The following is a 26,562-nucleotide window of genomic DNA, read 5'->3' as shown; positions in this document are numbered from 1 at the left end:
GCCAGGGCAACAGGCCAGGTAAAAGCGAGGAAACGCGCAACTTCAGGCGTCGACGCGCTGAGCCGCCGTATCGGGCGCGTACTGCGCCTGTGCGATGAAGTCGGCCGCACGCTCGCCGATCATCACGCTCGGCGCGTTCGTGTTGCCGCCGATGAGTGTCGGCATGACCGAGGCGTCCGCAATGCGCAGCCCCGTCACGCCGCGCACGCGCAACTGCGGATCGACGACGGAACGCGCGTCGCCGCCCATGCGGCAGGTCGCGACGGGGTGATAGATCGTGTCGGCGTGGCGGGCGATCGTCTCGCGCAATTGCGCGTCGCTCTGCTCGCCATGTGTGTAGAGTTCGCGGCCGCCCAGCTGCGCCAGCGCGGGCGCGTCGAGTATGCGCCGGGCGAGGCGCGCGCCCTGCGCGAGGGCGTCGAGATCGCGCGGATCGGAAAGAAAGCGTGGGTCGATCGTGGGCGCCACGCGCGCGTCGGCGCTCGCGAGCGTGACCGTGCCGCGGCTCGCCGGACGCAGCACGCACACGTGCAGCGAATAGCCGTGGCCCCAATGCAGGCGGCGGCTGTGATCGTCGACGAGCGCCGTGCAGAAGTGCAGCTGCAGGTCGGGCCGGTCGAGTTCGGAGCGGCTCTTCAGAAAGCCGCCCGCCTCCGCCACGTTGGTCGTGAGCATGCCGCGCCGCCCCCGCAGATACCGCACGAACCCCGCAGTCATGCGCGCCGCGCCGCGCAGGGAGTAGCCCACGGAGTCGCTCGAACGCACGCGCTTGTTGAAGGTGAAATCGATATGGTCGATCAGGTTGCGGCCGACTTCGGGCGCGTCGTGGCGCACCGCAATGCCGAGCGCGCGCAGTGCGTCGGCGGGGCCGATGCCCGAACACATCAGCAGCTGCGGCGAGTTGAACGCGCCCGCCGCGAGGATCACCTCGGCGCGCGCCTGCAGAGTCTCGATCGCGCCGCCGCGCGCAAGCTCCACGCCGCTCGCGCGCGCGCCCTCGAAGCGCACGCGCAGGACCGTCGCGTCGGCGATCAGATGCAGGTTCGGCCGCTCGCGCCCATACAGATACGCGCGCGCCACGGTGCAGCGTTCGCCGCCGCGCTGCGTCACCTGATAGAAGCCGACGCCCTCCTGTTCCTCGCCGTTGAAGTCGTCGTTCAGGCGAAAGCCCGCCTCGCGCGCGGCCTCGACGAAGCGCGCGGCGACCGGATTGCGCTCGCGCAGGTCGGCTACGGCCAGCGGGCCGCCCGCGCCATGCCAGGCACTCGCGCCGCGCTCGTTGTCCTCGGCGCGCAGGAAGTACGGCAGCACGTCGCGCCACGCCCAGCCCGTGCAGCCGAGTTGCGCCCATTCGTCGTAATCGAGCGGATGGCCGCGCGTGTAGATCATCGCGTTGATGGTGCTCGAGCCGCCGAAGCCGCGGCCGCGTGGCTGGTAACCGCGCCGGCCGGCGAGTCCCGGCTGCGGCACGGTTTCATAGGCGTAGTTGTTTTTCGTGCGAAACGGGACGAGCGCGGCGACGCCGAGCGGCATGTTGACGAACGGATTGCGCGCCGTGTGCGGCCCGGCTTCGACGAGCGCGATGCTCGCCTGCGGGCAACGGTCGGCCAGCCGGCCCGCCAGCGACGCGCCGCCCGAGCCGCCGCCTACGATGATGTAGTCGTATTGCATCGTCTCCGTCCTGTCGGCTCGCCTCTTGCGAGGCCCCGGCGCACTATTTGCACGCTCGTTCGTTTTCGGCTTCAATGGCGCATTGTAGGAAGCGTCTGATTCCGAGGTCAGCTTTTATGTCAGAGCATCCCCTCTAAACCTGACGGCGGATCGACGCCTATGATGGAAGGCGGTTCGGCCGCCAGAGCCGAAGCCCGCAAGATTCCAGCGAGCGGCACAGGGAGCGCTGGAGCGCACAAGAATCATTCACCTCAGGGACGCTTCCCATGGAGCGGCCGCTGCGCACGCCTCCCCGTCACGACAGCGAACACAACACGAACGGCCGCGCGTGAAGCACGACGCACGCAGCAGCCTTGCATCGGAGACAGGCAGATGAACCCGACGGAAGTCACGCATCGCCCCGGCACAAGCCACGAAGTGACGAACCAGGCGCCGCCGCTCGCCGACTACAACCTCTTCACCACCGACGCTGCGCTCGGCGAGGCCCTCGCGCGCGCAGGCGCTCACTGGCATCGCGACACGCTCGCGCGCCACGGCGAGACGCTCGGCAAGGCGCAAACGCTCGCGCTCGCCGACCTCGCCAACCGCCACGAGCCCGAACTGCACACGCACAGCCCGCGCGGCGAGCGTATCGACGCGATCGAATTCCACCCCGCCTGGCACGAACTGCTCACGCTGTTGCGCGAGCAGGGGTTGCATGCGCTGCCGTATTCGGACCCGCAGCCCGGCGCGATGGCCGCGCGCTGCGCCGGCTACTTCCTGCACGCGCAGCTCGAATCCGGGTCGTTGTGCCCGCTGACCATGACGTTCGCGAGCATCGCCGTGCTGCAGCGCGAGCCGGCCCTGTTCGAAACGCTGCGCGCGCCGCTCTACACGCGCGAGCACGATGCGCGCGACCTGCCGCTTGCGCAGAAGCGCTCGATGATGATCGGCATGGGCATGACGGAGAAGCAAGGCGGTTCGGACGTGCGCAGCAACCGCACCGAGGCGCGCCCCGCGGGCGTCGAAACCGGCCGCGGCGCGGCGTACCTGCTCACGGGCCACAAGTGGTTTTTCTCGGCGCCGCAGTGCGACGCGCACCTCGTGCTCGCGCGCACCACGGAGCACGACGGACTCTCCTGCTTCTTCGTGCCGCGCTACCGGCCGGACGGCACCAAAAACGCGGTCAACGTGCAGCGCCTGAAGAACAAGCTCGGCAACCGCTCGAACGCGAGCAGTGAAGTCGAATTCTTCGATGCGTACGGCGTGATGATCGGCGACGAAGGCCGCGGCGTGCCGACCATCATCGAGATGGCGAACTACACGCGGCTCGACTGCGTGATCGGCAGCGCGGCGCTCATGCGCGCGGCCCTCGTGCAGGCGATCCACCACGCGCGCCACCGCAGCGCGTTCGGCCGTGTGCTCGCCGAGCAGCCGCTCATGCAAAACGTGCTCGCCGATCTCGCGCTCGAATCGGAAGCGGCGACGGCGCTCTTCATGCGTCTCGCGCGCGCCTTCGAAGACAGCGCCGAAGCGAAACCCGGCGATACGGACGACACGTCGCTCGAAGCGCGCGCCTGGCGGCGCATCGTCACGCCGGCGGCGAAATTCTGGGTCTGCAAGCGCACGCTCGCGTTCACGGGCGAGGCGATGGAAGTCTGGGGCGGCAACGGCTACGTCGAGGAAGGGCCGATGGCGCGCTTCTACCGCGAAGCGCCCGTCAACTCGATCTGGGAAGGCTCGGGCAACGTGATGTGCCTCGACGTGCTGCGCGCACTCGAGCGCGAGGCCGACGCCGCCCAGGCGCTGTTTCTCGCGTGGCGGCGCGACGCGCAGACTCACCCGGTTCTGAACGCCGCGCTCGACCGCCTCTCGGTGCTGCTCAACGGCGCGCCGGGCACGCGCGAGCCGAGCGCGCGGCGCATCGCGCAGCAGATCGTGCTGATCGCGCAGGCGATGCTGCTGCGCGACGGCCCGCCGCAGATCGCCGAAGCGTTCATCGCCACGCGCCTCGACGAGCACGACGCCGACTGCGACCGCGTCTTCGGTACGCTGCCTGCGCGCTTCGATCACGCCGCGATCATCGAGCGGGCGTTTCCGTCGCGCCCGGTGTGACCCTCGGCGTCACCCGATACGACGAGCCGATTTTTCCGTTCGCCCACGCGCCACAGCGAGTGGGAACCCCACGAGGAACGACCATGAAGCAGGACCTGCCCGAAGACTTCGCCCGCAGCGCCCCCGACGAGCCGCGCGCCGCGCTCGACACGCTGCTCGCCGCGCAGCGCGAAGCCTTCCTGCGCGACCCGTTCCCGTCCTGGGACGCGCGTGCGCGCCATCTCAAGGCGCTGCGCGACGTGCTGTTCTCGAATCGCGACGCGCTCGCCGAGGCGATGAACGCCGACTTCGGCCAGCGCGCGAAGGCGGAGGTCGCGCTCGCGGAATTCGTCGTCCTCAAGCAGGAGATCGATGCGGCGCTCAGGCACGGCGCGCGCTGGATGAAGCCGCGCCGCAGACCGGTCGGCAAATGGCTGCTGCCCGGGCGCGCGAAGCTGGTGCCGCAGCCGCTCGGCGTGGCGGGCATCGTCGTGCCGTGGAACTATCCGCTGCAGCTGGCCGCGAGCCCGCTCGTGTGCGCGCTCGCGGCGGGCAACCGCGCCATGATCAAGATGTCGGAGCTGACGCCGCGCACGTCCGCGCTGTTCGCGGAGCTGATCGGCAAGACCTTCGCGCGCGATCACGTGGCGGTCGTGAACGGCGACGCGTCGGTGGGCGCCGCCTTCAGCGCGCTGCCGTTCGATCATTTGCTGTTCACCGGCTCGACGCGCGTGGGGCACGAGGTCATGCGCGCGGCGGCCGCGAACCTCACGCCGGTCACGCTCGAACTGGGCGGCAAGTCGCCCGTGATCATCGGCGCCGCGGCGCGCCTGAACTACGCCGTCGACAGCCTGCTGCTCGGCAAGACGCTGAACGCGGGGCAAACCTGCATCGCGCCCGACTACGTGCTGCTGCCGCGCGGCCAGGAAGAGGCGTTCATCGCCCGCGCGCGCACGCGCTTCGCGCAGCTCTATCCGGACTTCGCGAGCAACCGCGACTACACGTCGATCATCTCGGCGCGCCACTTCGAGCGCCTGCAACGCCTCGCTGATGAAGCCCAGGCAAGCGGCGCGCAGCTGCACGCGCTCGGCACGCACGACGCCGCCACGCGGCGCTTCGCGCCCGTCATCGTGACGAACGCCGGCGCGCAGACGGCGCTCATGCAGGAGGAAATCTTCGGGCCGCTCTTGCCGCTCGTGCCCTACGACACGCTCGACGAAGCGTTGCGCTACGTGAATGCGCGCCCTCGCCCGCTCTCGCTCTACCTCTATGCCGACGACCCGCGCACGGTCGAGCGCGTGACGCACGAAACGGTGGCGGGCGGGATGTCGGTGAACGAGACGCTCATGCATATCGCCGCCGAGGGACTGCCGTTCGGCGGCGTCGGTCCGAGCGGCATGGGCGCGTATCACGGCTACGAGGGCTTCGTCACGTTCTCGAAGATGAAGCCCGTCTTCACCCAGGCGCGGCTGAATGCGCGCGGGCTCATCGCGCCGCCCTACGGCAAGCGCGTCGCCTGGCTGATCAGGTTGATGTTGAGGGGTTGAAGGGCAGCGCGGGACGGGTGCCGCCGATCCTGCGAATGTCGCTGATCTCGCGCGGGGCGCCGCCGGCCGCGGTTCCGGCCGGTGTGGCGGCTTGCGCTTGCGCGGTAGCCTTGGCCTTCGCGTCGTTGTCCGCTTCGAGGCGGTGCAGCCAGGCAAGCAGTTCGGCCACCGCCTGATAGAGCTGCGGCGGAATCTTCGCGTCGAGGTCCACGCGCATGAGCAGCGAGACCATCTCCGGCGCTTCGTGCACGTAGAGGCCCGCTTCCTTCGCGCGTTGCACGATCATCTCCGCGACGAGGCCGTAGCCCTTCGCGACCACGCGCGGCGCGCCGTCGCCTTCGGGGGCGTCGTAGGCGAGCGCGGCGGCGCTCTTGCGGTGCGTGCGGCTCATCACAACTCCCAGTCGTGGTCGAGGCGGTGGTTGCGCGGCTCGGTCGCGTCGGCGCCCGGTCGCGCGGCGGACGCATCCGCCGCGGCGCCGGCCTGCGCCGTCTGCGTGGCGGATGCGGCGGAGGTGGTTTGTGCCGCGTAGGCGCTTGCAGCGCTCGCGGCTCTCGCGGCCTCGGCGGGGCTCGCCGCGGCGCCGCTGCCGATCTCGCGGATCGAGAGCCCAGCGAGCGTGAGCCCGAGCGCTTCGAGCCGCCCGCGCAGCGACTCGCTTTCTGCCGTGAGGCGCGCGGCGCCACCCGCGTTCGCCTGCACGCGCACGGCGAGCGTCGAGCCCGTCAGCGTGAGTTCCGCGTCGACGGTGCCGAGCTTCGGCAGCGCAAGCGTGAGCCGCGTGCGCCATGGGATGTCGTCGGCGTCCACACCGCCTGCGCCCGGGTGCGGGTCGCGGGCATCGTAGTCGTCCTGCTGGATGCTCCAGTCCACCCGCACGCCCGGCCAGGCCTCGCCGTTCCAGCGAAACTCACCGGTCGCGAGCAGATCGAGCTGCTGGCGCACGAGCGGGATCACGGCCGGATGGACCGTCGGCCCGGTGGCCTGCGCGGCGGCCTCGTGCATGGCGGGCATCAGGGTATCGGCCAGCGTCGCGCGCGCCTGGGCCTGGCTTGCGGCCGTTTCGCCGTGCGGATCGGCCAGCCCGGGGAAGGCGCGCGCCAGTGCGGCATTGAGCGCGTTGGCCGCGTTCTGGGCATTGCCCGCTTCGCCGCGCGCGGCGCCCGGCGCGTCGGAGAAGGTCTCGGTCCATTGCACGTCGTCGATGTCGTCGCCGGCCGGGCTCCAGTCGAGCGGCAGTTGCGAGTGCGCGCCGAGCAGACGGTTCTGCGGCTCGTCGGCCAGTTCGGCGGGCGAGAGCTGGCCGCGCAACCATTGCGCGAGGTGGGCTTCGTAGAAGAGTCCGCTCGAACTCACCGTCTGCGCTAGCGACGCCGCGAGTGCGGCGACCGGACCGGCTTGCGCGGCGGCGGCGGTTTGCGCTGTTTGCGCCGTTTGGGTGGTTTGTCCGGCCTGCGGGTTTTGCGAGGACGCCGTCTGCGCGGAAGCGTCGGTTCCGGCGTCGGCCGCTCCGGCCAGCGCCGCTCCGGCCAGACCCTGGGCCGCGAGCGCCACGTCCGCGAGCAACGCCGCTTCCGCCGCCTGCGCTTCGCCGGCGAGACCCGGCAGCGGCAAGGTGGCCGCGCCGCCGGGCGCCGCGTCGGCGCCGGGGCTGCCCCAGAGCGGCGCGCGGCCCACCACGGCGGGCGTCGCTTCGCCGCCCGAGCGGATGATGGCGTCGAGCGCCAGTGCAACCGCCGAAAGCACGGTCTCGGTCGAGTCCTGCGTACTGCTGGTGCTGCTTGCGGCGTCGGCGAGCGCGGCGGTGCCCGTGGCGAGCGCGGAGACGCCCGTCTGCGCCGCGCCGGAGGCGCTCTGCGGCCCGACCGGCGTGAGCGCCGCGATGCGGCTCGCGAGGAGCGCGGCGGCTCCGGTGTCGATTCCGTTCATGGTGTTCCGGATCTGCGCACGGCGCTGAGCTGCCGGTTCATGGGGCGTTGCGCGCCGTTGCGTCGCGAGGCGCCACGCGCCGCGCTAGCGGGCTCCGTAGATTTCCTGCAAGACCCGCGCGGGCTGCACGGTGCCGTAAAAGAGCGCCGAAAGCCGTGCCATGCAAGGGCTTGCGAGATCGCGAATGGCGGCGTCGTCGGCGAGAATCTGGCGGATCAGCTCGTACTTGCGCGCTCGTTCGGAAACCGTGAGCCGCACCACGGCTTCGGCGTCCTTCAAGGCATCGACGAGGATCCGGTACTCCTCCTGCAAGCCGATCAGATCGTTCCAGTGCGCATCGCGCGCCGCATGGAGCATCTGCTCCGACACGGCCGCTATCGCTTCGTAGCGGGCGAAGTAGTCTGCTTTTGAACTCATCTCATCAATGAGCCGGACGCTGACGCGGATGCCTGTTCGGCCATCCTCGCCACTTCCGGCGCTATCCCCAACCAGGCTTCTTCGAGCGTAGCCAGCAGTCTGTCGACCTCGACCAGCATGGTCTCGCTCTGTTTAATATTGGCTTCCAGCAGGCGCTTCGTCATGTAGCTGTACAGCGCATTCAGGCGTTGAGCGATCTCGCCGCCCGCCTCGACGTTCAACGCGAGCTGAAGTCCGCTCTCGACAATCCGGATCGCCTTGGCGATCGCCTCGCAACGCGGGCCGACGTTGCCGGCCTGCAAGTGCATACGTGCCTGCGCGATGGCCTGACGCGCGCCCTGGTACAGGAGCACGATCAGCTTGTGCGGGCTCGCACCCATGACCCCCGTTTCGACGCCCACGCGTGCATAGGCGTTAGCTCCAGATTGGGCAGGGGAAAACATCGGCGCTTCTCCTTGATACGTTTGGCTTGAATGCGGTCGTCCGGCGCGCTGTGCAAGCACGAGCGACGGACTCTTCTAGCCGGGTTATCGGATCGTAGGGGAAGAAGCTTTAGCGCGTTGAGCGGGCGAAGGCTTCGGGCACCGTCACACCTGGATCTGCATGATGTCGGTGTAGGCGGCCACGAGCTTGTTGCGCACCTGCAGGCCGAACTGGAAGCCGATGTTGGCTTTCTGCATGTCGACCATGACGTCGTTGAGCGACACGTTGTTCGCGCCCAGTTCGAACGCCTGCGACTCGCCAACGGCCTTCTGCTGGGCGTCGCTGATCTGGTCGAGCGACGACTTGAGCGCCGCCGCGAACCCGCCGGCCGTGGCCGCGCCCGACTTTTCGTCGGCTGCGGTGGGGCCGCCGGCCGCCTGGGTCGCCATCGACTGCATTTGCGCCAAGGCGGACGTGAGCGGGGATACTGGCACGGTCATGTTTGCTCCACGAAAAGGGGACCTGCGGGGTATTCCGGGGACGAGCCCCAATGCCGGAGTTTCAGCGATTGCACAGCAATCCTGCGGGCCCGGCCGAGACGGCGCACTGACAGGATGCCGAATCTGGAGGAGAGCATAGCAGCGGGTCTGTTTCGGCAGCCCTGAAACTAGGGGGAAAACCCGGCTCTATTCGCGCAATCGGCTTGTCAGTGGCCCCGGATAATGCGTCTCGTGAAAGTCTCCGCCATGCAAGGCGAGACCTGGAAGCCTCCGGAGATACCCGTCGCATGGATTCGACTGCCAATTCTTTGATCAACCCCGACGCCCGCATGGGCCTCGCCACCTCTGGCGCGGGCGCCGCGCCCGGTGCTGGCGCGGGCGCAGGCCTGGGCGGCGCGGATGACCTCGGCGGCGGCTTTGCGCAACGCCTCGGCTCGCTCTCGTCGCTGCGCAACGTGCGCGGCAACCCGCGCGCGCCGCTCATTTTTGCCGTGGCGGTGCTCGTGGCCGTGGTCGCGGGTCTCGTGCTGTGGTCGCGCGCGCCCGACTACAAGGTGCTGTACAGCAACCTGTCGGACCGTGACGGCGGCGCCATCATTACTGCGCTCCAGGCCGCAAACGTTCCCTACAAGTTCTCGGACGCCGGCGGCGCCATTCTCGTGCCCGCCGAGCAGGTCAACGAAATGCGCCTGCGCCTCGCCTCCCAGGGCCTGCCGAAGAACGGTTCGGTCGGCTTCGAGCTGATGGACAACCAGAAGTTCGGCATCAGCCAGTTCGCCGAGCAGGTCAACTACCAGCGCGCGCTCGAAGGCGAGCTCGAGCAAACGATCCAGTCGATCGCGAGCGTGAAGTCGGCGCGCGTGCATCTGGCCATTCCGAAGCCGTCGGTGTTCGTGCGCGAGCGCGAAGCGCCGTCCGCCTCGGTGCTCGTGAACCTGTATCCGGGCCGCATCCTCGACGACGGCCAGGTCGCCGCGATCACGCACATGGTGGCTTCGGCCGTGCCGGACCTGCCGGTGCGCAACGTGACGGTGGTCGACCAGGACGGCAACCTGCTCACCCAGAGCGCCGCGGGCGTGGGCCTCGACGCCTCGCAGCTCAAGTACGTGCGCCAGGTCGAGCACGACACCCAGGCGCGCATCGACGCGATCCTCGCGCCCCTGTTCGGCGCCGGCAATGCGCGCTCGCAGGTGAGCGCCGACCTCGACTTCTCGAAGCTCGAGCAGACCTCCGAAGCCTACGGTCCGAACGCCAACCCGCAGGCCGCCGCGATCCGCAGCCAGCAGCAGAACATTTCCACGGAAATGCAGCAAAGCGGCGCGGGCGGCGTGCCCGGCGCGCTCACGAACCAGCCGCCGCAGCCGGCCTCCGCGCCCATCAGCGCACCGGCGGGTGCGAACGGCGCGTCGGCTCCGGTGCCGGTCTCCGATCATCGCGACACCACGACGAACTACGAGCTCGACAAGACCGTGCGCCACTATCAACAGGCGCCGGGCGACGTGAAGCGCCTGTCGGTCGCCGTGATCGTGAACTATCAGCCGAAGCTGGACGCCAAGGGCCACGCCACCATGCAGCCGCTCGACGCGCAGAAGCTCGCGCAGGTCGAGCAGCTCGTGAAGGACGCCATGGGCTACGACGCCAAGCGCGGCGACTCGGTGAACGTGGTGAACGCCGCGTTCCAGACCGAAGTCGACCCGAACGCGAACCTGCCGTGGTGGCGTCAACCGGACATCCTCGCCCTTGCGAAGCAGATTGCGACGTGGCTCGGCATTGGCGCGGTGGCTCTCTTCCTCTACTTCGTGATGGTGAAGCCGGCGCTGCGCCGCGCGTTCCCGCCGCCCGAGCCGGTTGCGCCCGCGCTGCCCGGCATGGCCGACGGCGAGCCGCTGCTGCTCGACGGTCTCCCCGAAGCGGTGCGCATTGGCGGCACCGGCGCGGAAGGCGAAGACAGTGCGGAAAGTGAAGCCGCCCTGCTCGCCTTCGAAAACGAGAAGAACAAGTTCGAACGCAACCTGGAATACGCGCGCAACATCGCGCGCCAGGATCCGAAGATCGTCGCAACCGTCGTGAAAAGCTGGGTGAACGATGAACGCTGAAGGCGCAACCAAGAGCGCGCTGCTGCTCATGTCGATCGGCGAGCAAGAGGCCTCCGAGGTCTTCAAGTTCCTCGGTCCGCGCGAAGTGCAGAAAATCGGCGCCGCCATGGCGGCGCTCAAGAACGTCAAGCGCGAAGAGATCGAAGTCGTGCTGCAGGAATTCGTCAAGGAAGCCGAGCAGCACACCGCCTTCTCGCTCGACTCGAACGACTACATCCGCAACGTGCTCAACAAGGCGCTGGGCGAGGACAAGGCCGGCGCGATCATCGACCGCATTCTGCAAGGCGGCGACACGAGCGGCATCGAAGGCCTCAAGTGGATGGATTCGGGGTCGGTGGCCGAGCTCATCAAGAACGAGCACCCGCAGATCATCGCGACGATCCTCGTGCACCTCGACCGCGACCAGGCCTCGGAGATCGCTTCGTGCTTCACCGAGCGCCTGCGCAACGACGTGCTGCTGCGCATCGCGACGCTCGACGGCATCCAGCCGCAGGCGCTGCGCGAACTCGACGACGTGCTCACGAACCTCCTCTCGGGCAGCGACAACCTCAAGCGCAGCCCGATGGGCGGCATCCGCACGGCGGCCGAAATCCTCAACTTCATGACGAGCCAGCACGAAGAAGGGGTGATCGAGAACGTCCGCCAGTACGACGCGGAACTCGCGCAGAAGATCATCGATCAGATGTTCGTGTTCGAGAACCTGCTCGACCTCGAAGATCGCGCGATCCAGCTGCTGCTCAAGGAAGTCGAGTCGGAGTCGCTCATCATTTCGCTCAAGGGTGCGCCGCCCGCGCTGCGCACCAAGTTCCTCTCGAACATGTCGCAGCGTGCGGCCGAACTGCTCGCCGAAGACCTCGACGCGCGCGGTCCGGTGCGCGTGTCGGAAGTCGAGGCACAGCAGCGCCGCATCCTGCAGATCGTGCGCAACCTCGCCGAGAGCGGACAGATCGTTCTAGGCGGCAAGGCAGAAGACGCTTATGTCTGACACCAGCTCCGCGAACAGCCATCGCTCGGCGTACCAGCGCTGGGAGATGGCCTCGTTCGACCCGCCGCCTCCCCCGCCGCCGCCGCCCACGCACGACGAAACCGCGGCGTTCGAGGCCCAGCTCCATGCGCTGCGCGACGCGGCCCACCAGGAGGGGCTGCGCTCCGGCCACGTGGCGGGCCAGGCGCTCGGCTATCAGGCCGGGCACGAACAGGGCCGCCAGCAGGGCTTCGAGCAGGGCCAGGCCGAGGCGCGCGCGCAGGCGGCGCAACTCGCCGCGCTCGCCAGCCGTTTTAGCGACGCGCTCGAAACGGCGCAGGCCGGCGTAGCCGAGACGCTCGTGGAACTGGCGCTCGACATCGCGCAGCAGGTCGTGCGCCAGCACGTCCAGCACGACCCGACGGCGCTCGTCGCGGTCGCGCGCGAAGTGCTCGTGGCCGAGCCGCAGCTGGCCGGTTCCCCGCAGCTCGTGGTGAGCCCCGCCGATCTGCCGATCGTCGAGGCTTATCTGCTGGACGACCTTCAGGCGCGCGGCTGGAGCGTGCGCACCGACCCGACGATCGAGCGCGGCGGCTGCCGCGCGCAGGCCGCGACGGGAGAAACCGACGCCAGCATCCGCACGCGCTGGGAGCGCGTGACGGCCGCGCTCGGCAAGGCACGGCCATGGTGAACCACCCACAACCGCCGAGCCATCAGACCATCCACACGGGCGGTCTCACGCCGCTCGAGCAGGAACTCGCGCTCGCCTCGTTCGGCCCGCTCGCGAGCGACCCGGCACAGCTCGGCGCGCTACTCGTGGGCGACCTCGACATCCCGGGCATTCCTGCCAAACGCGAGGCACGCGAGCTGGGTGCCGCCGACGCGATCGACGCAATCGATGCCGCGCTCGCCGCGGACGCGGCCGGTGCGCCGCCAGGCCTGACGAATGACGGCGTGCCGGTCGTGGCCGACGCCCCGAGCGCACCCTACGTGCCGCCGGCGAACTACGACCCGGCCAACCCGTTCCTGACCTCGTGGAACGCGCAACTGCGCAGCGTGCGCGAGCGCAATGCGCTCGCCCTGCCGCTGCGCGGCTGCGGGCGTCTCACGCGCGCGGCGGGCCTCGTGCTCGAAGCCGTGGGGCTGCGCCTCGCCGTGGGCGCCGAGGTGATGATCGAACTGCCGCCGGGCAGCTCGTTGCCGATGGCCGAAGCGGAAGTGGTCGGCTTCGGCGGCGACAAGCTCTTTTTGATGCCGACGACCGAAGTCGCGGGCCTGTTGCCCGGCGCGCGCGTCTGGCCGCTGGAAACCGCGCCGATCGCCGATCCGAAAGCGGGCGCGAAGCGCCTGCCGGTGGGATGGGGCATGCTCGGCCGCGTGGTCGACGCCTCGGGCCGCCCGCTCGACGGCCTGGGCCCCCTGAATACCGAAGCCGACGCGCCGCTCACCGCGCCCGTCATCAATCCGCTGAACCGCGAGCCGATTCACAAGGTGCTCGACGTGGGCGTGCGCGCGATCAACTCGCTGCTCACGGTCGGGCGCGGCCAGCGCATGGGCCTGTTCGCGGGCTCGGGCGTCGGTAAATCGGTGCTGCTCGGCACGATGGCGCGCGCGACCAGCGCGGAAGTCATCGTGATCGGCCTGATCGGCGAGCGGGGCCGCGAAGTGAAGGAATTCATCGAGCAGATCCTGGGCGTTGACGGCCTGGCACGCTCGGTGGTCGTGGCCGCGCCGGCCGACGTGTCGCCGCTGCTGCGCATGCAGGCCGCCGCGTACACCACGTCGCTGGCCGAATATTTCCGCGACCAGGGCAAGCACGTGCTGCTGCTCATGGACTCGCTCACGCGCTATGCGATGGCCCAGCGCGAGATCGCGCTCGCCATCGGCGAGCCGCCCGCGACCAAGGGCTATCCGCCTTCGGTATTCGCCAAGCTGCCGGCGCTCGTCGAGCGCACCGGCAACGGCCCCGAAGGCGGCGGTTCGATCACGGCGTTCTACACCGTGCTCACCGAAGGCGACGATCAGCAGGACCCGATCGCCGACTCGGCGCGCGCGATTCTCGACGGCCATATCGTGCTTTCCCGCGCGCTCGCCGAGGCGGGGCATTATCCGGCCATCGACATCGAGGCCTCGATCAGCCGCGCGATGACCGCGCTGATCGACGACCAGCATCTGAACCAGACGCGCGCGCTCAAGCAGATGCTTTCGCGCTACCAGCGCAACCGCGACCTCATCAACGTGGGTGCGTACGTGAGCGGGCGCGACGCCGTGCTCGACCGCGCGATCGCGCTGTATCCGCGCATCGAGGCCTTTCTTCAGCAGGGTTTTCGCGAAACCGCGAACTATGATCAGAGCGTCGAGATGCTCGGCCAGCTGATCGGAGCCAGGACATGACGAAACAGACCGCGCTGCAAACCTTGATCGGCCTCGCGCAAGACGACGTCGACGCCGCCACGCAAAAGCTCGGCCGCGTGCAGCGCGAGCGCGTCGAGGTCGAAAAGCAGCTCGAGGCGCTCATCACCTACCGTGACGAGTACCACACGCGTTTCACCGAATCGGCGCGCAGCGGCATGGCCGCGGGCAACGTGCGCAACTTCCAGGCGTTCATCGACACGCTCGACGCGGCGATCGAACAGCAGCGTCGCCTGCTCGAGCAGGCCACCGCGCGCGTGGAGGCCGCCAAGCCCGAATGGCAGCGCAGCAAGCAGAAGCTCGGCTCGTACGAGGTCCTGCAAACCCGCCACGACGATGTGCAGGCCCGCAAGGACGCCCGCCGCGAACAGCGCGACGCCGACGAGCACGCCGCCCGCGTGCTGCGCATGCGAACGTCGCAACATCCGTAACACGTAATCCGTTTTCGAGGCCGCCAGTATGTCGCTCCTCTCTTCTCTTTCTTCGCTGTTCGGCGCCGCCACGGACGCGGTGTCGGGCAATTCCGCATCGAACGCCGTGTCGAACACGGCATCGAACTCCATCAGCCAGGCCGATGCCGCCAGCCAGGATTTCGCGCAGACGCTGCAACAGCAGATGAACGCGCAAAGCGCGCAGGCGAACCAGAACGCCCAGGCGGCGCAAAGCGCGCAGTCGAATGCGTCGGCGCAGTCCAATTCGAACACGTCGAGCGGCAGCGCCTCGCAAAGCAGCAGCACCAGCAGCGCTTCGCAGACGTCCAGCTCGAGCTCGAACTCGAGCCAGGCCACGCAGGGCACGTCGAGCGCCGATCGCCGCGCCGCCGCCGCGCGCGCCCAGCAAAAGCAGGCCGCCGACGCAGGCGCGCAAGCCGCCGCGGCTCAGGCCCAGCAGGCGCAGCAAGCGCAGCAGGGCCAGCAGACCCAGGACAGCACGAGCACCGACGCGAACGCCGACGGCAGCCAGACGAGCAGCGACAGCACGCTCGCCGGCGTCGCCTCCGCGGCGGCCGCCACGGCAGCCACAGCAGTTGCCGGCGCTGCAGGCGACGGCACGGCCACGGGCAGCGCCGCGACCAGCACCTCGAAGTCGGTGCACGACGCCCTGCAAGCGGCGCTCGCGCAACTGCGCGGCGGCGCGGGTACGCTCGCCACGCATGCGGTGAGCACGGCCGGGTCGGCGGCGAATAGCGCAAGCACGGCCAGCACGGGCTCGGGCTCGAACATCGTCAGCAGCTTCGCCTCGCATTTGAGCGCGACCGCCCAGAGCAAGGCGTTCAGCACGGCCGCGAACAGCGGCGCGAGCGCCGACGCGGCCAAGGGCGCCACGACGGCTGTCACCGACGCCGCGAAGGTCGCCACCGACGCGCTCACGGCAGCGGCGCAGCAGCAGGCCGGCGCCGCCACGCAGACCGACGCCACGGCGAGCACCGCCACGACCGACGCGCTCGCCGCGACCCAGGCCGCAGCGGTCGCCGCCGCGACGGCCGCGCAGGCCCAGGCCGCCCAGGCGGCCAGCGCAAGCACGAATCCGGCGGCGGCGGCCGCCTCCGCGTCGATCGCGCCGCAGGTCGGCACGAACGACTGGGAAGACGCGCTCAGCCAGAAGGTCGTGTTCCTCTCGAACGCGCACCAGCAGTCGGCGGAACTCACGCTCAATCCGAAGGATCTCGGACCGCTCCAGGTCGTACTGCAGGTCTCGGACACCCACGCGCACGCCCTCTTCGTCTCGCAGCACCAGCAGGTGCGCGAGGCCGTCGAGGCGGCCCTGCCGAAGCTGCGCGAAGCGATGGAGCAAAACGGCATCGGCCTCGGCAGCGCGAGCGTGAGCGACGGTTTCTCGCGGCAGATGAACCAGCAGGCGCAGCAGGACGGCAGCGGTTCGGGCCGCTCCGGCCGTTCCGGTTCCAGCTCGGGCAGCACGCTCGCCGCAACGGACGCCGCGGACGATACGAGCAGCGTCGCGAGCGTCACGACGCGCTCCGTCGGTCTGATCGACACATTCGCCTGACCCTTTCTCCCTACCCTGCCCCGCCCGGCGCGTTCGACACGTCATGGGCCATGCAGCCGCGCCCAGCGGCTGCGTGCGCTGACATCGCGCCCTTGCGCGAGCGGCTTGCCGCGGCGCGCAACAAAACCACGAGATAGCCGGAATTCCCCCGTCTATTCCTCCCATCGCTGAAAGGCAAAAGCCGGAACAATGCAGCATGCCCGGACTGACCACCAGGTCGGTGCCCCGGACCTTTGCAAGCATCCAGGCTGACTTTTCGACATGGCGACCACCACCGCATCCCAGCAAGCCGCGCCCCAGGGCGCGAAACCCGGACCGATGAAGCGCATTATCGTCATCGCGCTCATTGCGATCCTCGCCGCCGCCGCGGCGGGCGGCGCGACGTGGTTCTTCATGTCGCGCCACGCCCCGAGCGCGCCGGCCGCGCCGGCCGCCGCGCCCCCGGCCTTGCCCGTGTACTACGCGCTCGAGCCGATGACCGTCAATCTGCAGTCCGACGACGGCGAGTCGCACTACCTGCGCATCGGCCTCACGCTCAAGCTCGACAGCCAGGCCACCCAGGACGCGCTCGTTGCGCGCATGCCCGAGATCCGCAGCCGCCTGCTGCTCGCGCTCTCGAACAAGCATCCGTCCGACCTCGCGCCGCTCGACGGCAAGCGTGCGCTCGCCACGGAACTCGCCGTGCTGATCTCGCAGCCTGCCGGCGCGAATGAGAAGCCGATGCACGTCGACGACGTGCTGTTCACCGAATTCGTCGTCCAGTGAGCGTGGCTGACATGATTCCCGCGATGGAGGGCCAGTCATCATGACGATGGGTCACGACGAGTTCATGTCCCAGGAGGAGGTCGATGCCCTCCTCAAAGGCGTCACCGGCGAAGTCGATTCCGACTCGGGCGGCTCCGACAACAAGGGCGTTCGGCCCTACAACATCGCGACGCAGGAACGGATCGTTCGCGGCCGGATGCCCGGCCTCGAAATCATCAACGAGCGCTTTGCGCGCCTGTTGCGCGTCGGCATCTTCAATTTCATGCGCCGCACCGCCGAAATCTCGGTCGGTCCGGTGCGCGTGCAGAAGTACAGCGAGTTCACCCGCAACCTGCCGATCCCGACGAACCTGAACCTCGTCCACGTGAAGCCGCTGCGCGGCACGTCGCTGTTCGTGTTCGACCCGAACCTCGTGTTCTTCGTCGTGGACAACCTGTTCGGCGGCGACGGGCGCTTCCACACGCGAGTGGAAGGCCGCGACTTCACGCAGACCGAGCAGCGCATCATCGGCAAGCTGCTCAACCTCGTGTTCGAGCACTACACGAACGCATGGAAAAGCGTGCGGCCGCTGCAGTTCGAATACGTGCGCTCTGAAATGCATACGCAGTTCGCAAACGTTGCCACGCCGAACGAGATCGTGATCGTCACGCAGTTCTCGATCGAATTCGGGCCGACGGGCGGCACGCTGCACATCTGCATGCCCTACTCGATGATCGAGCCGATCCGCGACGTGCTCGCCTCGCCGCTGCAAGGCGAAGTGCTCGACGTGGACCGCCGCTGGGTGCGCGTGCTCTCGCAGCAGGTGCAGGCCGCCGAAGTCGAGCTCACGGCCGACCTCGCGCAGGTGCCCGTCACGTTCGAGCAGATCCTGAACATGAAGAAGGGCGACGTGCTGCCCATGAACATCGCGGAGCACATCACCGCCAAGGTGGACGGCGTGCCCGTGATGGAGTGCGGCTACGGAATTTTCAATGGTCAATACGCGTTGCGGGTCCAGAAGATGATCAGCGCAGCCGACACGATGAAGGAAGGTGGATATGAGTGACATCAACGGCACGAGCGCAGACGAGCCGGTGCTCGACCCGGGTTTCGAGGCCGCGGCGCAGGAAGCGGGCAGCGACTCGATGGACGACTGGGCGAGCGCGCTCGCCGAGCAGAACAGCAACGACGTGCCGGCCGCGCAACCGACGGCCGTGTTCCAGCCGCTCTCGAAGGTCGATTCGACCAAGACGGCCAACGACATCGACATGATTCTGGACATTCCCGTCCAGATGACCGTGGAGCTGGGCCGCACCAAGATCGCCATCCGCAACCTGCTGCAACTGGCGCAGGGCTCGGTCGTGGAACTCGACGGCATGGCCGGCGAGCCGATGGACGTGCTCGTGAACGGCTGCCTCATCGCCCAGGGCGAAGTGGTGGTCGTGAACGACAAGTTCGGCATTCGTCTCACCGACATCATCACGCCGTCCGAGCGGATCCGGAAGCTGAACCGATGAAACCCCAGGCTGTTCCCGGCGCGGCTTCTGGCAACCCGGCTGGCAACCCTGCTGGCGCCGTTTCTGGCACCGGCATGCAGCGCACGCGGAAGTCCCGCGGCGCACGCATGCTGCGATTCTCGTGGCGCCTCGCCGTCCACCTCTCGCTCGCCGGCGCCGCCGTTTTCGCGGTCATGAGCGCGCGGGCCGCCGACCTTCAGGCAGTCAACGAAGCCACCCGCGCGGCATCGGGTGCTTCGGCCGCCTCCGCCGTGATCGCCGGCAGCGCGGTCCCCGCGCTCGGCTTCGGCGCGCTCGTGCAGACGGTGCTGGGTCTCGCGCTCGTGATCGCCGTGGTGTTCGGCTGCGCCTGGCTCGCGCGGCGTCTCGGCCTGCAAGGCGGGCCGAAGAACGCGCTCGTGAAGACCGTGGGCGGCGCATCGCTCGGCGGCAAGGAGCGCGTGGCCGTGGTCGAGATCGGCGACACCTGGCTCGTGCTGGGCGCCGCGCCCGGCAATGTGCGCCTGCTCCACACGCTGCCCGCGGGTGAACTGCCCGCAGGCGTCGCGGCAGCCGCTCCCAACGCCCCCGCCCTCTCGGGCACCTTCGCACAGCGCTTTCGTGACGCGCTGAAAAGCGAGGCGAACAAACGCATCAACGCGCGTTTCATGCGTCACGACGGCGGAGCGCAGTAAATGCACGGCAGTTCCCTTCATGCGCCGGGCGCAGGCGGCGATGTCCGCGCGCGCGCGGCTACCCTCGCGAAGATCGCCAGAACGGCGCTCCCGTTCGCGCTGATGCTCGGCGCGGGCGCCTTCGCCCTCGCGCTGCCGCACCTCGCGCACGCGCAGAGCGCGGGCGGCCCGCAAGGCCTCCCCGCCTTCAACACGAGCCCCGGCCCGAACGGCGGCACGACCTACTCGCTGAGCGTGCAGACGATGCTGCTGCTCACGATGCTGTCGTTCCTGCCGGCGATGGTGCTGATGATGACGAGCTTCACGCGCATCATCATCGTGCTCTCGCTGTTGCGCCAGGCGCTCGGCACGACGACCACGCCGCCCAACCAGGTGCTCGTGGGCCTCGCGCTCTTTCTCACGCTGTTCGTGATGTCGCCGGTGCTCGACAAGGCCTACAACGACGGCTACAAGCCGTTTTCGGCCGGCACGATTTCGATGGACGACGCCGTGGCGCGCGGCGTCGCGCCCTTCAAGACCTTCATGCTGCGCCAGACCCGCGAGTCCGACCTCGCCCTCTTCGCGCGCATCTCGCACGCGGCGCCCATGCAGGGACCCGAGGACGTGCCGCTCACGCTGCTCGTGCCCTCGTTCGTCACGAGCGAGCTGAAGACGGGCTTCCAGATCGGCTTCACGATCTTCATCCCATTTCTCATCATCGACCTGGTGGTTGCCAGCGTGCTGATGTCGATGGGTATGATGATGGTCTCGCCCGCGACCATTTCGCTGCCGTTCAAACTCATGCTGTTCGTGCTGGTGGACGGCTGGCAACTGCTGATCGGCTCGCTCGCGCAGAGCTTTACCTGAGGACACAGACATGACGCCCGAAATGGTCATGACGCTCTCCCACGAGGCGATGTACGTGGCGCTCCTGCTTGCGGCGCCGCTGCTGCTCGTCGCGCTCGTGGTGGGCCTGGTGGTGAGCCTGTTCCAGGCGGCAACGCAGATCAACGAATCCACGCTCGCGTTCATCCCCAAGCTGGCCGCCATCGCGGTCACGCTCGTGATCGCCGGCCCGTGGATGCTCACGACGATGCTCGACTACATGCACCGCATCTTCACGAGCATTCCGCAGCTCGCGGGCTAGACGCAGCTCCGGCCGCCCCTCTGCGCTTTCGGCGCACGTCTTTCGGCACACGATGTTTACGGTCACCTACGCGCAGCTCAACGCCTGGCTCACGGCCTTCCTCTGGCCGTTCACGCGCATACTGGCGCTCGTGGCGGTCGCGCCCGTGCTGGGCAACCGCTCCGTACCGACGCGCGTGAAGATCGGCCTCGCGGGCTTCATCACGCTGATCGTCGCGCCCACGCTCGGCGCCATGCCGCAGGTCACGGTGTTTTCCGCCGAGGGCGTGTGGATTCTCGTCAACCAGTTCCTGATCGGCGTGGCGCTCGGCTTCACGATGCAGCTCGTGTTCGCGGTCGTGACCGCGGCGGGCGACATGATGAGCCTCGGCATGGGCCTCGGCTTCGCGAGCTTCTTCGACCCGCAGGCCAACACCAGCTCGCCCGCGCTCTCCTCGTGGCTGAACATGATGGCGATGCTCGCCTTCCTCGTGTTCGACGGCCATCTGCAGATGCTCGCGGCGCTCGTCGCCACGTTCCAGACCCTGCCGGTCACGGCGAGCGTGCTCGGCGCCTCGGGCTGGCAGCTGATCGCCAACTATGGCACGACGATCCTCACTTCGGGCCTGCTGCTCTCGCTGCCGGTGGTGGTTGCGCTGCTCATCACCAATCTGTCGCTCGGCATTCTGAACCGTGCGGCCCCGCAAATCGGTATCTTCCAGATCGGCTTCGCGCTCACGATGCTCGTGGGCCTGCTGCTCATTCAGCTGATGATGCCGAACCTGATTCCCTACTTCGCGCGCCTGTTCGACAGCGGTCTCGATCAGATGGGCCGCGTGGCCGGCGCGCTGCGGCCGCACGGTTAAAACGCGCTTCGCACGATGTGCGCGCAGCGCAAAAAAAAACGGACCGGAGTCCGCTTTTTTTGCCCGCTCAACGCCTCGTGATCAAGGATTGATGTACTGGAACAGCGAGAGATTCTGCGTGGCGGCGAAACTCTTCTGCGAAGCCGTGAGCGCGTTCGACAGCTGCTCGAACTGGCTGATCGCGGCCACCGTGTCGGTGCTCATGAGGTCGGAGAGGTTCGACGTGACCTGCAGCGAGTTGGTCGACGTGACCGTTTGCAGCGCCTTCACTTCCTGCTCGCGGCCGCCCACGGAAGCCTGCACCGTGATCACGTTCGACAGCGAGTTGCCGATCTGCGTAAGGCCCGTGTTCAGCGCGTTGTTGAGGTTCGCGACCGCGGCGGTGGAGCCGCTCGCGGGCGTATTCAGCGCGGCGATGATGCTGTCGATGCTCGCGAACACGTCCGTGTTCTGCGACGCCGTGGCGGGCGTGACCGAGAACGAGTCGCCCGCGCTGGGCGTACCCGACATCGTCACGCTCATGCCCGAGCCGAGCGAGATCGCGTTGCCTTCGGTGTAATTGGCCGGCGTCGTGGTCGTCGCCGGGCTGACGCTGTGGTCGGTCACCGTGTAGGTGAGCGCGCCCGTGGTCGCGTCGGTGGCGAACGCGATCGAGTAGTTGTCGTTGTTGGTCGCCTGGGTCGGGTCCGTCACCGTCACGCCGCTGATCACGCCCGTGCCCTTGTTCGACGAACTGCCCGAGGCCACGTTGGCCGAACCCACGGCCTGCACGCTCTGGAACACCGTCGTGCCCGTGTCGCCGACCGCGATGTTGCGCGTGCCGGCCACCTGCATCACGCGCTGGCCCGCGTCGCCGTTGTAGGTCACGCCGCCGCCCGACTTGTTCGAGAACACCTGCGAGGTGCTCTGGAAGCCCGAGAAGATGTAGTTGCCCGCGCCGTCCGTGGTATTGGCGAGCGTGAGCAGCTGGTTGCGGTCGCCTTGCATCTGCTGGGCGATCGCCTGGCGCGCCTGGTCCGTGAGCGAGCCGTTCTGCGCTTCGATGATGAGCGAGTGGATACTCTGCATCGTGCTCGTCACGCTCGAGAGCGTCGTGTCCTCGAGCTGCAGCGCAGTGAGCGCCGTGGTCTGGTTCGACGTGTACTGCGTGAGCGTCGCGCTCGTGGCGGAAAGCGTCACCGCCTGCGCGGCGCCGAGCGGATTGTCGCCCGGGTTCGAAATCGCCACGCCGGTCGAGATCTGCTGCTGGACCTGAAGGAGCTGAGACTGCTGGTTCTCCATCGTCGACAGACTGGAGGAAAAAATCTGGGAAGTCGCGATACGCATGGGTCAGCGCCTCACTGGAAAATGCCGATCAGGGTCTGGAACAGCGATGCCGCCGTCTGGATCACCTTGCTGTTGGCCTGATAGAGCTGTTGATACTGCAGCAGGTTCGCGGCTTCCTCGTCGAGGTTCACGCCCTGCACCGACTGCTGCTGCGAGGTGAGCTGCGTCACGAGCGACTGCTGCGACGTGTTCGACGCCTTGAGCTGGCTTGCCGTGTCGCCGATCGAGTTCACGTAGTTCGCATACGCCGTGGTGAGCGTGGTCGATCCCGTGTACGCCGTGCTCGACGTGAGGTTCGCGAGCGCGAGCGCGTTGCGGCCGTCCTGCGTGCCGCTCTTGTTGCCCGCCACCGTAAACGTGTCGTTGTTCGAGGGCGTGCCCGTCATCGTGAAGCTCACGTTGGTCGCCGTGGCGTTCGCGCCCGCTGAATCCGTGAGGTTCGTGATCGTGTAGGTCGCACCCGTGGTCGGATCGTAGGGCACGCCGGTCACCGGCGGCGTCGCGGTGCTGCTGATCGTCACGGTGCTGGTGGTGGTCGACCCCGGCGTCGTGATCGTGACGGTCGTGCCGTTGGGCAGGCCGGTCAGCGTGCCCGACGTCGAGTTGTAGGTCAGCGTGACGGGCAGGTTCGTCGTCGAATAGCCCGTGCCCACCGCGCCTTGCGTCACGGTGGCCGTGCCTGCGTTCGTCGTGGACGCCGACACGACGACCGGCGTGGCCGCCGCGATGGCCGCGGGGTCGCTGGTCGCGACCGAGAAGCTCGCGAGCGCGCCGGCCGTCGGCTGGATCATGAACGAGTCGCCCGCGCTCACCGTGCCCGAAGGCGTAATCGAGAAGCCGCCGATCTTGATCGGCGCGGTGCCGTTCGGCTGGGTCGCGACCAGCGAGTTCGTGGTCGTGTCGGTGAGGTTCCAGTTCGTGCCGTCGTAGCTCAGCTTGTAGTTGTCGGTGAGCGGCTGCGTGCTGTTCGTGAGCGTCGCGCTGACCGTGGTCTGCGTGTCGGGGTTCGTCGAGCTGGCCGTGACGAGCGGGTTGCCCACCGTGAACAGATTGCCGCCCGCGCCGCCCGAGAGCGTGAGGCCGAGTGCGTTCTGCGCGTTCACCTGCGCGGCGAAGCTCGTCACGATCGCGCCCAGTTGCGACTCCGCCGGATCGAGCGTGGTCTGGACGAACGAGACCAGGCCGCCCACCGTGCCGCCTTGCAGCGCGGCCGACGACAGCACCTGCGGCGCGCCTTGCGCCGCGGCGCTCGCGCCGTTCAGGCCCTGCCACGTCACGTCCAGTTCCTGCGGGTTGGTGCTCGACGGCTGCGTGCCGAGGTTGTAGCTCTGGCTGCTCACCACGAGCGGCTGGCCGTTGCCGAGGAACACGCTGTAGCCGGTGCTGCCCTGCACGACCTGGACGCCCACGAGCTGCGAGAGGTTCGCGACCGCTTGATCGCGTTGATCGAGCAGCTGGTTCGGCTGTTGGCCGCTCGAGCTCGCGGACGTGATCTGCGCGTTGAGGTTCGCGATCTGCTGCGTGTAGGTGTTGATTTGCGAGACCGCGCTCGTGAGCTGCGTGTTCACGCTCTGGCGCATCGCGTCGTACTGCTGGCTCGCGGCGTTGATCTGCGTGGCGAGCGTCTGCGCGTCGGAGAGCACGGTTTGCCGCGCTGCGGTATCCGAAGGCGAATTCGAGACGTTCTGCAGGCCCGTGAAGAAGTTCGTGATCGCGGTGGCGATGCCCGAGGTCGGGCTGCCCACGAGATTCGAGAGCTGCGTGGCGAGGTTGTACGAAGCCGTGTACGAGCTGCTGGCCGTCTGCGCATTGTTGACGGCCGTCGTGAGGTACTGGCTGTACGCGCGCTGCACGGTGGCGGTAGTGACGCCGCTGCCGAGATAGCCGTTCGACGTGTACTGGCCTGCCGATTCCTGGTACACCGGCTTCTCGACCGTGTAGCCCGCGGTCGTCGAGTTGCTGATGTTCTCGCCGGTGGTCGAGATACCAATCTGCGCCGCCTGCAGGCCGCTCAGACCGATCGAGAAAATGTTGGACATGCGTAATCCTCGAAAGCGGCCTGCCCCCCTGGCAAACCGCGTGGTGTACTCACGGTATAACGGCAACGCACTGCAAAAATTGAGCGCCCGATGGGGACGAAAACGTTAGCGAGTAGGCGCGTGCGCGGCTGCCGCGCGGCGGGCGAACCGGCGCAGCATGCGCTGCGCCGTCCGGGGTGTGGCGGATCGTGCGTGTGAGGCGCGTGCCGCTCAGGCACGCGCGAGCGCGCGGCGCTTCATCTCGAGCTGCGTGATATAGCGCTGCAGCGTGTTCTCGGAGGCGCCGGGCAGCGCGTCGAAGCGAAAGCCCATGTGATAGCGGCGGTCGCCGTTGGGCAGATCGATGAAACGCAGCACGACGAGCGCGAGATCCACGCGCAGCTTGCCGTGCGCGCGCAGGTCGAGCTCGACGTCGGGCAGCACGAGCCCCATGGCGAGATCCGCGACGCGCTCTTCGGTCGTACGCAGCCCAAGGCCGCCGAGCGAGAGGTCATGCACCTCGTACGCGAAGCGCGGGCCGCCGCTCGGCAGCTCGCCGCGGCAGATGCACGGCTCGAGCACGGGCGTGTCGACGCGGAAGTACTCGCGCCGCTGCACGTAGAACAGCACTTCGGGGAAATCGGCTTCGAACGCGGGGTGCCCTTCGAACTCGGTGCGCCGCGGCGTCGCGGTCGTGAACTCCACGCGCACGCCGTCGGGCGAGGCGTGGAAGAGGCACTCGGGCGCGGCGAGCACGCCCGTGTTCTGCTCGGGCATCGCGCCCCAGTCGAACACGAACGTGCGCTCGCGTCCGTTGACGGCCAGAATGCGCGTGACGAGCTGTCCGCCGCGATACTGGAGGGTCAGGAAGTCGCCGCGATTGACGAGATTGCGTAGCTGGACGCCGATCTCGAGCGGATTGCGGCGCCCAAAATCGTGGGAGCCGTCGGCACCCTCGGCGCCCTCGCCTGCTTCCTGTGGATTCGACTGAACGGTATTCATCGGCCTGCCGGAAATTCGTGAACGTGCCGGCGCGAGAGCGGACCCTTTCCGCACGCGCCGTTCGGGCGGTCCGACCGCCCGGATTGCTTTTCCATCTCGCCTGCATTAGCGGCAGACATTACGAAAAATTTAGGGATTGGGCGTAAAAAAAATGTGCCTTTTCCCTGCATGAAACACGCGTGTGCAGCTTCTTCCGGCAACGGCGCCGAGGCAACGTTTGCGGCTGCCTAATTGACGTCAACCGCGGCGCCGGCCGTCGAATCGATCGTCAGGCCATCCGCTGCATGATGGTCAGCAGCTTTTTCGCATAGTGCGGGTCGGTGGCGTAGCCCGCGCGCTGCATGCCGTGCGCGAAGCCTTCGGCGCTCTTCGAGCCGTTGATGACCGACGCGTAGCGCGGGTTGTTCTTGAGCAGCGTGGCGTAGTCGGTCATCGCGTCTTCGTACGAGTCGTAGGCGCGAAACTTCTCCACCACGCGATGCGGCTGGCCGTTCACGTACTCGGTCGTGACCGTCGAGACGGTCTTGCCGGTCCAGTCCTTGCTGGCCTTGATGCCGAACACGTTGTGGCTCGCCGAACCGTCGGCGTTCTTGATCTCGCGCTTGCCCCAGCCCGATTCGAGCGCGGCCTGGCCGAGAATGAAGCGCGCCGGAATGCCCGTGGTCGAGCTGGCCTGCTGCGCGGCATTGGCGAGCTTGTCGACGAAGGCGTCCACCGAGGCGTCGCCGTTGCCCTTGATCGGCGGCGTGAGCGCGCTGTTGCCGCTGTAGCCCGAGCCGTTGGCGAGCGCGCCATTGGCGGCAGCGTTGCCGTAGGCGCGGCCTAGCGCATTGAGCATGGCGAGGTTGCCCTCGCTCGCGTCCTTGCCCGAAAGCCCCGAGATCGCGCCCGCCACGCCGCCGCCCGCACCGCCGGCGCCATCGGCACCGGCCGCGCCGCCCATGCTGCGCATGAGCTGCTTGAGCATCGCGTTCGCCACGCCGATGCCCTTGTTCGACATCTGCTGGGCGAGCTGCTGGTCCATCATCGAGGTGAACTGCGCGCCGTCGTGCGAGTCGAGCGGGCCGTCGTCGGGCGTCGCGTCGCGCATGCTCTTGAGCATCATCTGCGTGAAGACCGCGTCGAACTGCTTCGCGGCCATCTTCACGCCCTGCTGGGGCGAGGCGTTCGCCGCGGCGCGCATCGAGTCGAAGCCCTGCACGTCGAGCGCGAAGCGGTTGGTGAGGTCGAGGCTGCCGCCGCCGATGTTCTTCGTATTATCCAAGTTACACC

The 26,562-nt window shown here is 68.3% G+C and carries 25 protein-coding genes; 15 read left to right on the top strand and 10 right to left on the bottom strand.

Annotation, left to right across the window (positions count from 1 at the left end; translation table 11 throughout):
- Nucleotides 1–42: 42 nt before the first annotated feature.
- Nucleotides 43–1,671 carry a GMC family oxidoreductase gene (locus AB4Y42_RS19965; protein WP_368695089.1) on the bottom strand — a complete coding sequence of 543 codons (1,629 nt, stop codon included), beginning with the start codon at nt 1,669–1,671 and terminating at the stop codon, nt 43–45.
- Nucleotides 1,672–2,043: 372 nt separating this feature from the next.
- Between AB4Y42_RS19965 and AB4Y42_RS19960 the strand changes: the two genes are divergently transcribed.
- Complete coding sequence (locus tag AB4Y42_RS19960; RefSeq protein ID WP_368695088.1) at nt 2,044–3,765, top strand: isovaleryl-CoA dehydrogenase; 1,722 nt, start codon at nt 2,044–2,046, stop codon at nt 3,763–3,765.
- 83 nt (nt 3,766–3,848) lie between these two features.
- Nucleotides 3,849–5,291, top strand: a complete 1,443-nt coding sequence (locus AB4Y42_RS19955; RefSeq protein WP_368695087.1) for a coniferyl aldehyde dehydrogenase — start codon at nt 3,849–3,851, stop codon at nt 5,289–5,291.
- Here the strand turns inward: AB4Y42_RS19955 and AB4Y42_RS19950 are convergent.
- The 5 genes from AB4Y42_RS19950 to fliE form a co-directional block, all read right to left on the bottom strand.
- Nucleotides 5,269–5,682 carry an EscU/YscU/HrcU family type III secretion system export apparatus switch protein gene (locus tag AB4Y42_RS19950; RefSeq protein WP_368695086.1) on the bottom strand — a complete coding sequence of 138 codons (414 nt, stop codon included), beginning with the start codon at nt 5,680–5,682 and terminating at the stop codon, nt 5,269–5,271. The genes AB4Y42_RS19955 and AB4Y42_RS19950 overlap by 23 nt on opposite strands.
- Nucleotides 5,682–7,220 (bottom strand): flagellar hook-length control protein FliK, encoded by a 1,539-nt coding sequence (locus tag AB4Y42_RS19945; RefSeq protein ID WP_368695085.1) that lies wholly within the window; start codon nt 7,218–7,220, stop codon nt 5,682–5,684. Before AB4Y42_RS19945 ends, AB4Y42_RS19950 begins: the two co-directional genes overlap by 1 nt.
- A gap of 84 nt (nt 7,221–7,304) precedes the next feature.
- Nucleotides 7,305–7,637 carry a flagellar protein FliT gene (locus AB4Y42_RS19940; RefSeq protein ID WP_028203389.1) on the bottom strand — a complete coding sequence of 111 codons (333 nt, stop codon included), beginning with the start codon at nt 7,635–7,637 and terminating at the stop codon, nt 7,305–7,307.
- Nucleotides 7,634–8,080 (bottom strand): flagellar export chaperone FliS, encoded by a 447-nt coding sequence (fliS, locus tag AB4Y42_RS19935; protein WP_368692320.1) that lies wholly within the window; start codon nt 8,078–8,080, stop codon nt 7,634–7,636. The genes AB4Y42_RS19940 and fliS overlap by 4 nt, the downstream gene beginning before the upstream one ends.
- 144 nt (nt 8,081–8,224) lie before the next feature.
- Nucleotides 8,225–8,560, bottom strand: a complete 336-nt coding sequence (gene fliE / locus AB4Y42_RS19930) for a flagellar hook-basal body complex protein FliE (RefSeq protein WP_069264308.1) — start codon at nt 8,558–8,560, stop codon at nt 8,225–8,227.
- Nucleotides 8,561–8,847: 287 nt separating this feature from the next.
- Between fliE and fliF the strand changes: the two genes are divergently transcribed.
- From fliF to fliR, 13 genes are all read left to right on the top strand, one after another.
- On the top strand, nt 8,848–10,656 hold the full coding sequence (gene fliF, locus AB4Y42_RS19925) for a flagellar basal-body MS-ring/collar protein FliF (protein WP_368695084.1): 1,809 nt from the start codon (nt 8,848–8,850) through the stop codon (nt 10,654–10,656).
- Nucleotides 10,646–11,641: a flagellar motor switch protein FliG gene (fliG, locus tag AB4Y42_RS19920; RefSeq protein WP_042269052.1), complete on the top strand. Its 996-nt coding sequence runs from the start codon at nt 10,646–10,648 to the stop codon at nt 11,639–11,641. The genes fliF and fliG overlap by 11 nt, the downstream gene beginning before the upstream one ends.
- Complete coding sequence (gene fliH / locus AB4Y42_RS19915; RefSeq protein ID WP_368695083.1) at nt 11,634–12,311, top strand: flagellar assembly protein FliH; 678 nt, start codon at nt 11,634–11,636, stop codon at nt 12,309–12,311. Before fliG ends, fliH begins: the two co-directional genes overlap by 8 nt.
- Nucleotides 12,305–14,014, top strand: a complete 1,710-nt coding sequence (gene fliI / locus AB4Y42_RS19910; RefSeq protein WP_368692323.1) for a flagellar protein export ATPase FliI — start codon at nt 12,305–12,307, stop codon at nt 14,012–14,014. Before fliH ends, fliI begins: the two co-directional genes overlap by 7 nt.
- Entirely contained in the window at nt 14,011–14,463 is a 453-nt protein-coding gene (gene fliJ / locus AB4Y42_RS19905; protein ID WP_254318723.1) for a flagellar export protein FliJ, read from the top strand. Before fliI ends, fliJ begins: the two co-directional genes overlap by 4 nt.
- A gap of 28 nt (nt 14,464–14,491) precedes the next feature.
- Nucleotides 14,492–16,039 carry a flagellar hook-length control protein FliK gene (locus AB4Y42_RS19900; RefSeq protein WP_368695082.1) on the top strand — a complete coding sequence of 516 codons (1,548 nt, stop codon included), beginning with the start codon at nt 14,492–14,494 and terminating at the stop codon, nt 16,037–16,039.
- A 261-nt stretch (nt 16,040–16,300) separates the two neighbouring features.
- Nucleotides 16,301–16,804: a flagellar basal body-associated protein FliL gene (gene fliL / locus AB4Y42_RS19895; RefSeq protein WP_342920372.1), complete on the top strand. Its 504-nt coding sequence runs from the start codon at nt 16,301–16,303 to the stop codon at nt 16,802–16,804.
- A 46-nt stretch (nt 16,805–16,850) separates the two neighbouring features.
- The gene (gene fliM / locus AB4Y42_RS19890; protein WP_368692332.1) at nt 16,851–17,849 is read left to right on the top strand and encodes a flagellar motor switch protein FliM; all 999 of its coding nucleotides are present in this window, start codon (nt 16,851–16,853) and stop codon (nt 17,847–17,849) included.
- Entirely contained in the window at nt 17,842–18,300 is a 459-nt protein-coding gene (gene fliN / locus AB4Y42_RS19885; protein WP_342920371.1) for a flagellar motor switch protein FliN, read from the top strand. Before fliM ends, fliN begins: the two co-directional genes overlap by 8 nt.
- A gap of 173 nt (nt 18,301–18,473) precedes the next feature.
- A complete protein-coding gene (fliO, locus tag AB4Y42_RS19880; RefSeq protein ID WP_368692333.1) occupies nt 18,474–18,974 on the top strand; it encodes a flagellar biosynthetic protein FliO in 501 nt (166 codons plus the stop codon).
- A gap of 102 nt (nt 18,975–19,076) precedes the next feature.
- The gene (gene fliP / locus AB4Y42_RS19875) at nt 19,077–19,820 is read left to right on the top strand and encodes a flagellar type III secretion system pore protein FliP (RefSeq protein WP_246089067.1); all 744 of its coding nucleotides are present in this window, start codon (nt 19,077–19,079) and stop codon (nt 19,818–19,820) included.
- Between the two features lie 10 nt (nt 19,821–19,830).
- A complete protein-coding gene (gene fliQ / locus AB4Y42_RS19870) occupies nt 19,831–20,100 on the top strand; it encodes a flagellar biosynthesis protein FliQ (protein ID WP_028203375.1) in 270 nt (89 codons plus the stop codon).
- A 52-nt stretch (nt 20,101–20,152) separates the two neighbouring features.
- On the top strand, nt 20,153–20,944 hold the full coding sequence (gene fliR / locus AB4Y42_RS19865) for a flagellar biosynthetic protein FliR (protein WP_368692327.1): 792 nt from the start codon (nt 20,153–20,155) through the stop codon (nt 20,942–20,944).
- A gap of 81 nt (nt 20,945–21,025) precedes the next feature.
- Here fliR and flgL read toward each other — a convergent pair whose 3' ends face one another.
- The 4 genes from flgL to flgJ form a co-directional block, all read right to left on the bottom strand.
- A complete protein-coding gene (gene flgL / locus AB4Y42_RS19860) occupies nt 21,026–22,270 on the bottom strand; it encodes a flagellar hook-associated protein FlgL (protein WP_368695081.1) in 1,245 nt (414 codons plus the stop codon).
- A gap of 11 nt (nt 22,271–22,281) precedes the next feature.
- Entirely contained in the window at nt 22,282–24,309 is a 2,028-nt protein-coding gene (gene flgK, locus AB4Y42_RS19855; RefSeq protein WP_368689574.1) for a flagellar hook-associated protein FlgK, read from the bottom strand.
- Between the two features lie 210 nt (nt 24,310–24,519).
- Complete coding sequence (locus AB4Y42_RS19850; RefSeq protein ID WP_368695080.1) at nt 24,520–25,290, bottom strand: flagellar brake protein; 771 nt, start codon at nt 25,288–25,290, stop codon at nt 24,520–24,522.
- A gap of 268 nt (nt 25,291–25,558) precedes the next feature.
- A complete protein-coding gene (flgJ, locus tag AB4Y42_RS19845; protein WP_368695079.1) occupies nt 25,559–26,554 on the bottom strand; it encodes a flagellar assembly peptidoglycan hydrolase FlgJ in 996 nt (331 codons plus the stop codon).
- Nucleotides 26,555–26,562 lie beyond the last annotated feature (8 nt).

Source organism: Paraburkholderia sp. EG286B (genome assembly GCF_040965655.1).
Taxonomy (GTDB): domain Bacteria; phylum Pseudomonadota; class Gammaproteobacteria; order Burkholderiales; family Burkholderiaceae; genus Paraburkholderia.
This window is presented reverse-complemented; position numbering and strand designations above follow the sequence as displayed.